The following is a 14,971-nucleotide window of genomic DNA, read 5'->3' as shown; positions in this document are numbered from 1 at the left end:
TTGTCTCCCTTGCCCCCAATACCCAGCCCCTACACTGGCGACAATACCTTGATCTTTTCTTCTAAAGAGTTCATCAAGGACTGGAAGGGCTGGATGAACTTGTCAATACCTTCGACTAACAGTTCATCCATTACGGCATCGAGGTCGATGTTGATGTCGGGATCTTTGAGGTTTTCGATCAGCGTGTAAGCTTTATCTACATCTGTTTCTAAGCGATCGCTTACGTTACAATGATCGGCACAAGCTTTAATCGTCGCTGGTGGTACGGTGTTAACGGTATCTCGGCCGATCAACTCTTCGATATACATCACGTCTCTGTAGTTGGGGTCTTTGGTGCTGGTGCTAGCCCAAAGTAGCCGTTGTACTGTCGCTCCTTTTGCTACCAAAGCTTGCCAACGCTCGCTTCTAATGATTTTCTTGTATTCTTGGTACGCAATCTTCGCGTTAGCGATCGCTACTTTCCCTTTAACAGCCCTGAGCCTTGCTTCCACGGCAATATCATCAACGCCTTTTTTCAACTTAGCATCAATTTTGCCGTCAATGTTGCTATCAATCCGGCTGAGGAAGAAGCTAGCGACTGAAGAAATTCTACTGATGTCCTTACCCTGGGCTACCCGTTTTTCTAAGCCCCGAATATAAGTCCAAGCTGTGTTGATGTAGCTTTCTACAGAAAACAGTAGCGTAATATTGACATTAATACCATCAACGATCGCCTGTTCCACTGCTGGTAAGCCTGCTTCTGTACCAGGAATTTTAATCATCAAATTTTCCCGACCAATTTCTTGGAAATAGCGCCGGGCTTCGGCTATGGTTGCTTCAGTATCTTCGGCGATGCTTGGTGGTACTTCCATACTCACATAACCATCTAGTCTATTCGAGGCTTCATAAACTGGGCGTAAAATATCACAGGCGTTACGGATATCTGCAAAAACTAGGGATTCGTAAATTGTCTGTATCGGTAAGCCAGCCCGAACTCCGGCTTCGATATCGGCATCATAAATGACATTACCAGCGATCGCTTTTTCAAAGATAGCGGGGTTAGAGGTAATCCCAGAGATGCCTTGATTTTCAACCAGGTCTTTGAGTTCGCCTGATTGAATAATGTCACGGGTCAAATTATCAATCCAGATACTTTGACCGTATTGGGTAATTTCTAGTAGATGATTAGTAACCATAGCTCTAATTTGTTTCACTCCTGTATAGTGATGTTTCTAAGTGAGTTGGCAAAACCCATCAAAATTTGATGGTGACTTTTGAATTGTGGCGTTGCCAATCACTTATCGCATCGGCCAGCTGAGATAATTTTTAATTGATCTTCAAAAAGTGCTATTCTCCATTCCCAATCCTAAATCACCATGATTAACTTTTAATTAATGCCAGATGCGACTACAGCACGGCATCAATAAGCTCCCCTTCTAAAACGTCTAAAACCCTTACGTAACACTAATTACGAATTACCTTCTAGTGTCCGTTTTGAATAAAAGACTCCACCTTGGCTACATCCTCTTTGCTACCAATAATTAAAGGCGTGCGCTGATGCAGTTTTTTCGGAACCACATCTAAGATATCCATCAGTCCTGTAGTAGCACGACCACCTGCTTGCTCAATCAAAAAGGCCAGAGGAGCGGTTTCATAAAGCAAGCGCAATTTACCTTCTGGGTTTTGAATTGTGCCTGGGTAGAGAAAGACGCCGCCTTGAACCAAAAGTCTATGGATGTCGCTGACCATTGCGCCGCTATAACGAGCCGTATACCCTTGTGTGCGATGAACGTAGCGGATGTATTCTCGAATCGATTCTTCCCACTGCCAAAAGTTACCTTCGTTGACGCTGTACACAGAACCGTGGGTAGGAATGCGGATATTTTCTTCTGTGAGAATAAACTCTCCTAAGCTGGGATCAAGGACAAAGGAATGAACGCCCTTACCTATAGTATAGACCAGCATTGTGCAGGGGCCATATAGGATGTATCCGGCAGCGAGTTGCTTACGTCCATTGGTGAGGAGGTCAGTTGCCTTGCGATCGCTATCAGTTCCTTCTTGTTGGCGAATGGCGAAAATGGAACCTAAGCTGAGATTAATATCAGTGTTGGATGATCCATCAATGGGATCATACAGCAGAGTATAGCGCCCAATGGGACAATTTTCCGGGATGTAATAGGGATTTTCCATTTCCTCAGAAGCGAGGCGACAGACTAAGCCGCTTTGCTTAAACACTGAGATAAACACATCATTGGCATAGATATCCATCTTTTTGACGGATTCTCCTTGCACATTAACTTCCCCAGTAAATCCGAGAACGCCTTCCATTAAACCAGCGCGACTCATCCGACGAGCGACCAGTTTGCCGGCTAGGGCGATGCGATTCATCAGCGCACTTAAATCTTGTGCATCTGGCGAAAAACTCTGAAGTTGCTGGAGGACGTGACGGGATAAGGTTGTACAATCACGATCTAGGGATTTGTCTGTTGCCTCGTAGGTAGATAAGTCTAAAGATTCTGGCGCTTGAGTCATTTTTGTGTTATCAGCAGTTACTAGCTGTTAGTTGGGTTTTAGTTGTGTATGGCAACTTATAGTAGTTGCTGCCTCTATCTTAGAAAGGTAATTTGAGAACTTAGATGCGACTTTAGATAAACTAAAGAAATGAATTTTTAGTGACCCCTGCACCCAGAGCCGAGATACGTAGTTGCTTGTCGTAGACATTGCCAGTATTGAGTCCATGATTTACCTAAATAAAGTAAGTACAAAAAGTAATAAAGGCAACCAAAAACTAAGTATTATGTGCAGCCTGAGCTACCCTGAAGTTATGGGAAAACAGATTTAAAATTATCATTTGCGATTGAGAACTGCTTATGTTCAACTACAATCCATTACAATGCCTACCTTCATCAGCAGAATTGCCAGATTCTGATGAAACTCCTGTGGATAACGAACTGCAAATATAAATTCCCAACTTATTGTTAGCGATATTAGCTGCTATTTGGCAAGCCCGTGATGATTGGTTTTTTGGGATAAACATGGGAATTTATTACACACCCAATAAACCTGCCATTGTCCCCGACGGGTTTCTCAGTTTGGGTGTAGAACGTTTTGTTGGAGAAAATGGGCGTTCTATTTATGTATTTTCGGAAGAAGATGGCATTTCTCCAATTTTATAGTTAGAAATTGTTTCCCAAACTTCCAATTTTGAATACGAACAAAAGAAAGTAGATTATGCCTAATTAGGCATTTTGTATTATGTAATTTATGCACCAACCCGCTTACGTCGTAAGCGTCAGCGTTTAGAAATTTATCGGTTAGTTAATGGTGAATATATTTTACAACCAGGCGATAAAATCTGGATGCCAGAAATTGGTTTAGGTATTGGACGTGAACGGGGAACACACCAAAGAATCACGCGAGAATGGTTGTATTGGTATGATGAAAATGGTAATAGATACTCAACACCAGAAGAAGTAACAATTGAGCAACAGCAACAACTAGAGCAAACTCAACAACAACTTCAGGAACTTTTAGCTAGATTACAACAAAAGGGAATCAACCCGAATAATCTCTAAATAATTGACGTTGGCGGAAAAGTTGATCTTTAAGTAAGATCCCCCCGCCTACGGCGACCCCCTTAAAAAGGGGGTAAAAGATAGTTATGAGCAAGCTTTTTTAAGGGGGGTTGGGGGATCTTCGAGGAATAAACACCTTAACCGAACCGTATTGCAAAAAAATCATGATTTTAAGAAAAAAATCGTGACTTTAAGAAAAAAATCATGATTTTAAGAAAAAAGTCGTGATTTTAAGGAAAAAGTCGTGATTTTAAGACGCAAAGTTTAGATATAAGACGCAATAAGTTGAAAAAGCAGCGTGAGGGTCTCTAAAATCCAAAATATTCCGATAAATCTCAATTTTTTAACTTAATTGCCATAATGCACACTAGACTACAAAACTTAAAAAGCAAGATGTCAAGCCACCTTGCGGCATTGCATCGGTGTCGTCTCAGAACAACCACAGCAACATCAGCAGACAAATCATTGAGTAGTGCATAAAAAATCCGGCATTGCTGAATCCAGGGATGATTCTTGTGGGGTGGTCATCCTGCCATTAGTGTCAACTTAAGCTAAAAGTCCTTTAAAACCTCGTTTCCAGTCTCTGGCTGGAAATGCACCTCATTGCGGCTCTGCCGCCAGCAAGGGAGGCGGAGCCTCTAGAACGGCATTTCCAGTCGGAGACTGGGAACGAGATAATCTGTAAAAGCTGCTTCTAGACTGGACAGTAATGCAAATATACAATCCTAGATTCTACTTTGGTGGAAAAAAATTACTTACTGATATTAATAAACGAGCAAAATTAAGCTATTTTACGGTTACCGTGTAAGATTTAATTTACGTAAGTTGGAATTTGAAATAAACCTAATACAAAATATATGCCAGTAGGAAATGACTTTCTAACACAGTTAAAAAAAGTAAGAGTTGTTAAAAGTACAATAACTCGTACAGTCAGGGATTTAATGGCAGACTTTCAGAATGCGAAAATTCTAATACCACGTTATCAGCGAACTTTTGTATGGGACAGCCCAAAGCAGTGCCGATTTATTGAATCTATTTTTATGGATATTCCAATTCCACCTTTATTCTTTCTAGAAAAATCCAGTAATGTGACGGGCGAAAAAATCTATGAAATAATTGACGGAGTTCAAAGAGTGACTACTCTTGGTAACTTTATAAATGGAAGTCTCAAACTCTCAGGTCTTGAAAGTTTACCAGATTTAAACCAAACCGCTTTTCCAGCACTTGAACCCAGTATAAGTAGTCTGTTTTGTGAACGCCAAATCAATATCATTATCATTGAAAGTGATACCCACCCAGAAATACAATTTGAAGTATTTGGAAGACTCAATCAAGGGTCAGTTTCTCTTAATGCTCAAGAATTAAGAAACTGTATGTTTCATGGAGAATTTAATGATTTCTTGTTCGAGTGCAGTCGTATTCCCAATTATAGAAAAATATTAGAGCCTTTCTCAAAATTCCACCAAGTAAAAGAGGGAAAAGCAGACAAAAATAGAATGCTTGATGTTGAGTTAATCTTGCGATTCTTTAGTCTATATGAATCATATAACCCAGAAACAAATCAGTACGAAGAGGCAAGAGGTGAAACACTTAATGCTTATATGAGAGAAAGGATAAAAAATAGTAGTGATGATGGCTCCGTTTCAAAATATAAAAACAAAGAAGAGCTTGAATCTTTACTTAAAAAAGTAGTTTTAATGATTCAAATGACTTTCAATGGAAACCAATTCAAAAACTTTAGTGTAAAAAAGGATAAAGCCGATTTTTCTTTATCTCTAAACCAAGCAGTTTTTGACATTCAAATGCTAGGTTTTGCTGGTTATAGCGAAGCAAAGATAGAGGGTAAAACAGAAATAATTTATAATGCTTTTCTTGATCTCTGTTCTTACGATCGCAATTTTATAGATGCTGTTTCACGCTCAACAGGGTCTAAGCTGAATGAACGTCTAACAATTTGGAAAAATAAACTTAATCTGATTATGGAGAATCCAGAGCCATACTTAAAAAAGCTAGAACAGAAGCAGCAACACTTCCATTCTGATCCATCCTGTAGTTCTTCAGGTCAAACAATTGAGACAATTGAAGAAGCTGATTTCGTGGATGGTAAGCTTTACCATCGATTTTATACTCCATCAAAACCAATATCTCCTAAAATCAGCCCTAATACAGGTGTGAAATTTTTTGTAGCTGGTGAAGAACACGACATAGGTAATGTAAATGACACAATTAAGTATGTGATTGATGCATATTTCACCACCAGAATTAAGGACGATAATGATGCAATTACCCGTCTAGCTGATTTAGAATTTATCGGAACACCTGGGCAACTGCGTTCTAGAGGAAGTATCGGAACATCTGAACAACTGAGTTCTAAAGTAAATAAAAAAACTAAAACGTTTAGATCACTGCATCTTGAGAACAGTGATTCAGAAGAATTATATATTGATATGAGTGGCTCTGATAAGGAAAATTTGGAAAATTTGAAATCTATGGCATCACTTTTTAGCTTTATGAGCGACTTTAGATTCATATAGTAAATACCTTATAGTCATTCCCAGGTGGATGAAGTACATATCAAAACCTCACGCCCAACCCCTCTCCGAACTCACGGAGAGAGGAGATAAAGCACCGCTTTATCGGGGTGAAGTTAAGCTGTACTTCACTCTTATTAGGAAACGCCAGTTCTCTTTAACTGTATCAAGCTCCACAAATTACAGAAATGTTACTGCTTTTTAAATAAATAAACATCTTCCTGTTGATAAATCAATTTAAATCCTTGGTTGTTTTTGAGTTGATTGGGTAATTCTGGATTAAATTCAAGTTTATTGCTCCGATTTTTAGTTCGGACATCAAGTAATACATATTCAATACTTTCATTACTTATATCATCAGGTTTCCTGTCTATATTAATTAGATTAATAATTTGGCGTTGGCTCAAATGAGGAGCAATTCTTGATGTCGTTAAAACGCTTCCTTTAGTTTGAACCAAACTTACTGCTGTATGGAGAGAGTTAAGATTTGACAGACTGGATAGATAACGTGTGATGAAAAATTCGTACTTAGCCAGCACCAAAAATGCAATCATAGCCCAAACTATTAAAAAACGCGGTTTTAGCCAACGTCTTTTTTTGTCTTCCTGATACTGCCATATTGAACGCAACAACCAAACAATTAAAAATGGGGAAATCGTTAAAGAATAATGGCTAATTAAGTCTCGCTGTGGGGAATAATCAGAAAGAATATTCAGCAACAACACTGGTAAAGCTGGTATTATTGTCATTATGTGTCGCCAGTGTAATCCAATAATTACTGGCAACAAAAGTAATAAATAATAAAATAGTGTTTCAGATGCAAAGAATTTTCCTAAAATCAAGCTAGGATTAGTAATAATATTCCAGATGATTTCTTTGGGAGAATCACCTAGAGAACTATAAAATATAACCCCACCGGCTTGACCACCTCGGAGCATGGGGACGAGATAACCAACAGTCATTAAGTACCAAACTACACCTGTTACGATACAAGCAATTCCATACATACGTCGATGCTGGCTAAACCACAGCCAGACTCCAAAAGCAATTACGGTTAAACTTAAAATATCTTTGCAACTTAGGACTAAAGCAATAGCTATAATTAACTGCCAAGTTCGATTGCTAATTCCTGCCCGCATAGCCCATAACAAGGCAGGGACAGCAATTGCTTCTGGACGGAAATCAGTAAAAAAGTTGATATTAAATAAAGAAGGATAGAGTAGGTAGGAAATAGAAATTGCTCGTGCATAAATTATCGATAAGCCTGCTTGCAAACTTAAGGCATATATGGGTACACATCCTATTGCTAAAGCGATCGCCTGGACTGCAAATAGCCAATGTACATCGGGATAAATTTTGTAAAGTGGCACGATTAGATATAAGATAAAAGCTGCATGATCTCCAATCATGTGAAAGCCAAAGAATGATGAAATTGGAGGTAGTCCTTGGCTTGCTAGATATATCCATTGATCGAAGGCAGCTAGATCTAAAGCAGTTGATTGAAATAACTCATGTCGTAAGCTGCTAAAGATAAATAAGATTAAGGCACTTACGGCGATCATCCAACAGATATAAATAAGCCCGCCTTTATTTTTCACACGATTTAATTTTATTGGTAGATATCATTAGGATTATTTCACAAATAAACATAGGAGTAAAAAAGAATGTAGAGACGTAGCAGTGCTACGTCTCTACAAGGGTTCTGGGTAACGCATATTTAATTTCTGGAGATGTCTAATAGGTATACGTCTAGAAATGTTGATATTTCAAATTAAATCTTGATTGAGCGCACGGGAGAGAAGCTTTGATTTTTGCTCCCCTTACTTGGTAGAACTGAGAAGAATCTTCGTTATTCTCAAAATTACAACCAATTGCCAATCAACACATAGGCAGACCAAAAACTTGGTGCTTTGTAGTTAGGATGTTTCAGCAGTTGTAGTTGGGCGCGGTGGATAGCTTCGGCTTTGGAGATTTTGCCACTCTTGAGTTCTCGATAGAAGGCACTAACAAACATTGCCGTCGATTCATCATCAATCTGCCACAGGGAAGCTACGGTACTGCGTGCGCCAGCTCGTACAGCTGCTCCTGCTAGACCGAGTGCTGCACGGCTGTCTCCTGTTGCTGTCTGGCAAGCACTCAAAACTAATAACTCTACTATGGTTTTACCCTGACTGCGAAAGAGAGTATCAAAATCTTTGACATTTATCTCACCATCAAAATCCAAAATAAAAGTGTCTTCAAGGCGGGAACTAAACTGACCGTGGGTTGCTAAATGCACTATGTTGAATGAAGCAGCACCAATTTCATTCTCTAAATTCTTTTTCTTAAAATCTTTATCTAGTAGGCTAGTTGTCGAAACTCCTGCTTTGATAATGCCGTCGAATTCAGATTTGATCGCAAGCAAGGGTGCAAACTTGGAAAACCCTGGCGGCGGCTGAGTTAATCCGGCGGTTATAGCTCTTAGCTGCTGTTGTACTAGCGGTTTAGGGTCGAGGAGTTGCAGACCGACGCTCAGTGCGATCGCATATTTCTCTACTAAATATTGCTTACCATCATAAAGAGCTGCCATTGGTAAATTGCGTAACGGTCCATCCAGAACGAACACTAGGGTATCTACCCCACTTTTTTGCAATTGTGACTCAATGGGTTTGAGCAGCCAGTTGTAAACTTCGTGCGAGTGGGTTTGGACGGCTTTGGTAGCGGTGGGATTGACAAGATTTTTTCGTAGTTCTACTAAGAGTTTCTCTACTTCTGTGTGGGAAATCGGAGTAGTGTAGCTTTGCAGAGGTTGTTTGGGAATTTTGACAATTACCTGGAGTTCTTTTTCCAGAATAATTGGATAAAAGATGGCAGCCGTAGGATTATCTTGGTCTACGACTTGATCGAGGGTTACTTTTTGACCTTGCAGGCAAGCTTCCCGGAAGAAGTCGTCCAATTCTGCTAGTTGGAGTGCTTCAATTCGCTGACGTGCTTTCTCTAATATTTTTTCATCTGGTTTCCCTTCTTGGGATTTTAGCAGTAACTCTACTGACTGTCGGTAGATGGGTTCTACGCTGTCCCGGAAGTTGAATTGCACATCCTGGTTGACTATATCTTTATTGACTACTAAATCTTTGCGGAGAGACTGGAGAGTTTCTACAGCAGCATCATACGCCGCGATCGCACTATTAATATCTTTTTCTGCCCAGAGCAATCTACCTAACTGCCACTGTAAAGTATAGGTAATTTCTGGTGCATTGCTGCTCTGTGCCAAAGCTAATCCTTGCCGGGTCAGGTCTTGCGCCTCTGACCACTGTCTAGTTTCTTCGTACAAGCCGCCCAAACTCTTCAGAGCATAAGCTTCTGCCCGCTTGTCTCCTAAATTGCGGGATTGCTGGATGGCGCTAGCGAGTAATAGTGCTGAGTCTTTTGTGCTAAATCCTGAGTAGTAATTCTGACTGGATGCTTGCAATACACCACTCTTGACTTTTGACAGATTTTGTGAAAAGTTAACTTGAGCGAAAATACTAGCACGGCTGAGGGGGAGTTTGTGGAGTTGCGACTCAATCAAGGGCAAGAGAGTTTGAACCTCTAGCCATTGTTGATCTTGAATCAGTAAGTCCAGATGATTCAGTTGCGCTTGGACTTTTGTCAGAGGTGAGGGAGATGCTTCAACTGTTTGTTGATAATAGACGATCGCTTTTACTTTATCTTGTTGTTTACGGGCATTATTCCCCAGGCTGAACAGACTAGCCCCAATATCAGCGCTTGATTGCAGGTTTCGAGCAATCCTCAGACTTTCTTCTAGCGCCTGGCGTGACTTTTCCAAATCGCCCACTACTAAAAGGGCATCACCAAGCGATCGCAAACTCACTGTTTTTTCGATAGAGTCTGGTTGAGATTTTAACGTCTGACTAACCTCTTCAAGTGTTTTGACAGATCGAGGGTAAAATCCTTGGGTTCGCCATGCCTGTGCTTGATTGATTAGCGATCGCACCACACCGCTTTTATTATCAACTTGCTTGTAAATTTTTTCCGTCTGCTGCCAAGTTGCTAAAGCCGCCTCCGACTGTCCCATTCTCAGTTGGAGACGACCTTGAATATCTAGTGATTGGGCAAATATTTGGAGATTTTGGTTTTCATCCTCTTTTTTGAGCAAATTTAAGCTCTCTGTAATTGCCTGCTGTGCCTGACTCCATGCACCGAGTTGCTGGTAAGCTAGGGAAAGATTACTCAGCGTCGCTGCTAGTCTCAGGGTCTCCCCTTGCTGTTTATATGCTTGGACAGCCTGTTGTAACACTTCTACAGCCTTAGCAAAGTTTCCGGTATTATATAAAACTTTGCCCTGTTGTAGTAGTGAGGCGGGATCAGTGGCCACAGCCAGCGATGTCAGATTGTTAATTGGTAGTTGGGATGAGGAATTAATTGAGCCAGCAACTTTTGCCAGCACGGGTGAACCAAGGATGCATAACAAAGCGATTAAGAAGTACAAAGGCAAACGTAAAAACTGATCCAGCGTCGTCTTCTGCCAACGCCAAGGAGCGTTTCGTAGAGAAGGGGAGCCACGCCCCGGCTGCTTTTGCCTTTTAACTTTTAGAGAATTCGCGCCAGAAATCTTAGTTGTTTTAGTCATAAGCATGGCAAGAGGTAATTGATAACCAGGAACGCACAGGATTAACTGTAGGGGTTTGGACTACCAGGATCATGTTACCATTCGCATTCATTACTCATGCCTGAGCTTCCACAATCTTATTTAGAGCGCTTGTGACATACTCCAGGCGCTCATCTGAGTACAGATAGAGCGCTGGCTTCTTGGTGACTCCCGGATAACTCCAGAACATTGCCCAAGCTATTAAGAACGGAATGCCCTACCGCTCTATATTTAATGTTTTTTGCCGCGTTTTGGTCGCGGTCAAGTTCACATCCACACGAGCAAGAATGCCATCGGACAGATAAATCTTTTTTGACCTTTTGACCGCAGTGAGAACACTCTTGCGAAGTACCGTTTGGATTCACACCAATTGTCAGCAATCCGGCTCTTTCAGCCTTAATTGAGAGAATTTGCAAGAATTGCCCCCATCCAGCATCGTTTACTGACTTTGCCAATCCAGATTTGGCAAGTCCTTTGATATTTAGCTTTTCATGAGCAACATTTTTTCCTTGTTGTAGAAGCAAATTTGCAGTTTTGTAGTGAAAGTCTTTACGTTGATTATTGACTTTCAGATGAGCCTTAGCGACTCGCTTGATCGCTTTCTGGCGACGGATTGATCCTTTCTTTTTACGAGATAGTGAACGCTGCAATCGCTTTAGACGCTGCTCTGATTTCCGGTAATGCTGAGGGATTGCAATCTCTCCACCAGCATCATCCACTAAAAATAACTTTAAACCGACATCAATCCCAATAGTATTTTCCATTGTTGGAGAATCAGGAGTGATCAGGGGAACCGATGAATCCTGAAGAGAAAGCGTAATGTAATAACTGTCTACCTTTTTGGTGATCGCAGTCGTTTTTATCTTGAACCCGTCGGGTAACGGACGGTGCAAAATCATCTTTAACTTGCCAATTTTGGGAAGTTGAATGAATCGTCCCATCAGGTGTTCCGGCTTAATCGGGTCAGGAAATGCAATTGAGCGAAATCGTCCAAGTCCTTTGAATCGTGGCTTACCACTTCGTTTACCGTTGCCGTCCCCCTTAATCCATCGGTCAAATGTCTTTTCTACCCGTGCAATTACATCTTGCAAGGTGTGGGAAGGGAGGTTTTTGTATTCAGGAAACAACTTTTTCGAGTTGACTAGATCCCGCTTCTGAGAATAGAAATCAGGGCGGTCTTTTAACTTCGGCAAGTGGCAGATGAGTGGACACGCATTAATGTCACAGCGATTTTCCTCATACCAGTTAAACCGCTCTGCTAGTCGATAATTGTATTGACGACGTGCAAGTTGAAGCCACTGATCAATCGTGGCTTGTTGCAATTTCGTCAATCGTAATCGGTACTGATGAGCGGTTCTCATACGAGTGTAATTCATTTAAGCTACGCTGATTATAGCAATAATCTTTGAAAGTGGCTATGAAAGACGACTTTGTTTGTAGTGGTAGGGCTGTATCTGATATGAAAGCACATCTGGTTTTAACGACCAAATATCGCCGCAAAGCGTTTACAGGTGAGATGTTGAACCGATTGTCTGAAATTCTGTCTGACCTCTGCCAGAAATGGAATTGCAAGCTAATTGAGATCAACGGGGAAGAAGACCATATTCACTTGCTATTTCAGTATTACCCACAGATGGATTTATCTAAATTTGTCAATAACATCAAATCTGTGTCTAGTCGTCGAATCAGAAGCGAGTTTGCCGAGCATATCAACAGCATTTATTGGAAAGATGTTCTTTGGAACGAATCTTATTTCATTGCGTCCTGTGGCGGCGTTACTGTCTCGGTTTTGCGTCAGTACATCGAGAATCAGAATGCACCTGTCTAACAGCATTAGAGATTTGCTCGTTTCCTCCAACTAAGCGAACCTTGCCTTCAGCATTGGTCAGGGGAGCGTCGTCAAAAAAGCACGCATTCTTCCCGGCGCTCATGCTAACGCATAGAGCGCGGGGCTGCTGCTGCAAAAGCTCAATTGCATAGAATACAGACGACTCATCGGGGCACAGGAATGCTCTTTTCAAAAATCTATGTAGTTTCTTGGGCAGATTAACTATCTTTTGATCAAATACCAAAAACCTGATCAAGGTTGACCAGGTTTTATCGAGTTTACAGGTTTCAAATTGTTAAACTAATTAAGTAATTAAAAGTTAATAGCTAGGGTGGACTAAACAACGAACAAACTCAGCATTCTTCCGTTTTTCCGCTTTGGGATTTGGCTTTGCCTTCTACATTAGGCTTTTTACCACTGCTATATTTAATCTGCTGAGATTTGCTTGGGTTGATGACGGGAGACACTAAGTCATTTACCCTTTTAGTTTGGTTTGCTTTTGTTTGGTGTCCTACTATTTAACTTATCACTTAGTTTATAAGTCGCAACTCTTAATTTACTAAAGTTGACCTTTTGTTAGATTTTGCAATCTAGAGCCAGAAGTTTGATCCCTAAGTCTCTTTTTAAGAAAGTTGAAGGGATTTTCGAGAGATTAACATGGCTAACTCAACTGCATTGTCACCAATTCCACATAATCTGACTGTTATCGAGATGGTCGGTGACACTACGTCCAATAGCGTCAATTTCTGCCAATTGGACGGCAGATAGTTCGATTTGGGCGGCTAATGCGTTGTCTAGTGCTTGTTCGGGATAACGCGCCCCAGCGATCGCATTTGTTTGAGGTTGGGCAATTAACCACGCCAAAGCTAACTGAGCAAGGGTACAATTATGCTCAAGGGCTATCGGACGCAGTTGTTGTAGGGCTTGTTGAGCGCGTTCAAAGTTTTCGCCTTGAAACAGTTTATTTTTCGCACGGTTATCTGCTGGGTCGAATTGATGACCGAGAGCAAATTTTCCGGTTAACAATCCCTGTGCTAAAGGCGAATAAGCAAGGATAGAAATATTATTTTCGATACAATAGGGCAATGCATCTTGTTCTACCTGTCTCCAGAATAAAGAATAGGGTGGTTGTAAACTATCAATACGTCCATAATTTGCTGCTTCTGCCAACTGGGTGTGGGAAAAATTGGAAACACCAATCGCTCGAATTTTACCTTGCTTTTTAAGCAGGTTAAGAGCGCTCATAGTTTCTTCGATAGCTACTATTTCACTATTAAAAGTACCGGAGGGCCAATGAATTTGGTAAAGATCGATATAATCAGTTTTCAGGTTTGCTAGGGAGCGATCGCAAGATTCAATGACTTGTTCATACTTGAGATGGCTAGCGGAAACTTTCGTGGCATACTCGACGCGATCGCGTACATCAGATAAAGCTTCAGCGATAATTCGTTCAGAGTGTCCTTCACCATAAACTTCAGCAGTATCAATTGTGGTAATCCCAGCTTCAAATCCGGCTCGGATCGTTTTAATCGAGTCAGCATCCTCAACTCCCACCCACATTTTTTTACCAGCTTGCCAAGTTCCCATCAAGATGGGTGTGATTTTGACTTCAGTTGTACCTAGCGTTCGCTTTTCCATAACTCCTTCCTAATTCATTCCCTTGGACAGTTTTATACTTTATCGGTTCTAGTTTTAAATTAAATCAGAGTTACAGTAGATGCTGATGGAATTGACTACAACTTTTCATGCTCTCAAAGAATGGGCAGTTGCCATAAATGCCTTGGAAAGTGGCAAAACAATTATGTTGCTCCGCAAAGGCGGTATCCATGAACGAAATGGACATTTCCAAGTTGCCCACAAGCAAATTTTGCTTTACCCTACTTGTGAACATCAACAAGCTTTCATGCTGAAAGCTGAGTATGCTAATGGTGTTTATCCAGTAACATCAGGTTGGCATCCTGAGACAGTTCGCATCGGCAGTTGGGCTGAAATTACCGATATTTTGCCAGTGAGTGACGAATCTATTGTCAATGCTTTGCTTCCCTTCCATATTTGGAACGAGCATTTTATTAGCGATCGCCTCAAATGGAAACCACGCCAGCCGCTTTATATCCTCCTCCTACGGACATATAAACTACCCCAAGAGCAAGAAATTCCCTATTACCCCAAATACGCTGGCTGTAAGTCATGGATTGATTTAAATCAACCAATTCAGTTGCAAGCAGCAAAACCAGTTTTATCTAATTTTGCATACACCCAACTAGTAGAGACAATTCGCGGCATTGTCGGCGATAAGTTGTATGCTCCATCCTTCTAATAACCCAAGTTGCTGCCCAGATGCCCGACTTTTTGAAGAGTCTATCATCTGTAATCTGCGCTTATGTATGTAAGCAGAAAAACAAATAGTCTGATTGCAAACTTCAGCCAA

Annotated in this window: 9 protein-coding genes and 1 pseudogene; 4 read left to right on the top strand and 6 right to left on the bottom strand. The window is 41.0% G+C overall.

Annotated elements, in window-relative coordinates; translation table 11 throughout:
* Positions 1-29: 29 nt before the first annotated feature.
* Both tal and fbp read right to left on the bottom strand, forming a co-directional pair.
* A complete protein-coding gene (gene tal, locus V7K15_RS06740) occupies positions 30-1,175 on the bottom strand; it encodes a transaldolase (RefSeq protein ID WP_334904157.1) in 1,146 nt (381 codons plus the stop codon).
* A gap of 286 nt (positions 1,176-1,461) precedes the next feature.
* Positions 1,462-2,511: a class 1 fructose-bisphosphatase gene (fbp, locus tag V7K15_RS06735; RefSeq protein ID WP_334904155.1), complete on the bottom strand. Its 1,050-nt coding sequence runs from the start codon at positions 2,509-2,511 to the stop codon at positions 1,462-1,464.
* Between the two features lie 338 nt (positions 2,512-2,849).
* Here fbp and V7K15_RS06730 point away from each other — a divergent pair.
* Positions 2,850-3,554 (top strand): annotated as a pseudogene (locus V7K15_RS06730) (Uma2 family endonuclease).
* A gap of 857 nt (positions 3,555-4,411) precedes the next feature.
* On the top strand, positions 4,412-6,088 hold the full coding sequence (locus V7K15_RS06725; protein ID WP_334904153.1) for a DUF262 domain-containing protein: 1,677 nt from the start codon (positions 4,412-4,414) through the stop codon (positions 6,086-6,088).
* Between the two features lie 188 nt (positions 6,089-6,276).
* Here the strand turns inward: V7K15_RS06725 and V7K15_RS06720 are convergent, their stop codons facing one another.
* From V7K15_RS06720 to V7K15_RS06710, 3 genes are all read right to left on the bottom strand, one after another.
* Positions 6,277-7,683: a DUF2079 domain-containing protein gene (locus V7K15_RS06720; protein WP_334904151.1), complete on the bottom strand. Its 1,407-nt coding sequence runs from the start codon at positions 7,681-7,683 to the stop codon at positions 6,277-6,279.
* Between the two features lie 263 nt (positions 7,684-7,946).
* A complete protein-coding gene (locus tag V7K15_RS06715; RefSeq protein ID WP_334904149.1) occupies positions 7,947-10,703 on the bottom strand; it encodes a CHAT domain-containing protein in 2,757 nt (918 codons plus the stop codon).
* A gap of 143 nt (positions 10,704-10,846) precedes the next feature.
* On the bottom strand, positions 10,847-12,076 hold the full coding sequence (locus tag V7K15_RS06710; protein ID WP_334904147.1) for an RNA-guided endonuclease InsQ/TnpB family protein: 1,230 nt from the start codon (positions 12,074-12,076) through the stop codon (positions 10,847-10,849).
* Between the two features lie 56 nt (positions 12,077-12,132).
* On the opposite strand from V7K15_RS06710, the gene tnpA reads away from it, so the two are divergent.
* Positions 12,133-12,543 (top strand): IS200/IS605 family transposase, encoded by a 411-nt coding sequence (gene tnpA / locus V7K15_RS06705; protein WP_334904145.1) that lies wholly within the window; start codon positions 12,133-12,135, stop codon positions 12,541-12,543.
* Between the two features lie 678 nt (positions 12,544-13,221).
* Here tnpA and V7K15_RS06700 read toward each other — a convergent pair.
* The gene (locus V7K15_RS06700) at positions 13,222-14,181 is read right to left on the bottom strand and encodes an aldo/keto reductase (protein ID WP_334904143.1); all 960 of its coding nucleotides are present in this window, start codon (positions 14,179-14,181) and stop codon (positions 13,222-13,224) included.
* Between the two features lie 79 nt (positions 14,182-14,260).
* Here V7K15_RS06700 and V7K15_RS06695 point away from each other — a divergent pair, with 79 nt between their 5' ends.
* Positions 14,261-14,860: a DUF1802 family protein gene (locus V7K15_RS06695; RefSeq protein ID WP_334904141.1), complete on the top strand. Its 600-nt coding sequence runs from the start codon at positions 14,261-14,263 to the stop codon at positions 14,858-14,860.
* The last annotated feature ends 111 nt before the right edge of the window (positions 14,861-14,971 follow it).

The organism is Nostoc sp., from assembly GCF_036919815.1.
In the GTDB taxonomy this organism is placed as follows: domain Bacteria; phylum Cyanobacteriota; class Cyanobacteriia; order Cyanobacteriales; family Nostocaceae; genus Nostoc.
The sequence above is the reverse complement of the archived record's forward strand: the minus strand, read 5'-3'. Positions and strand labels throughout refer to the sequence as shown.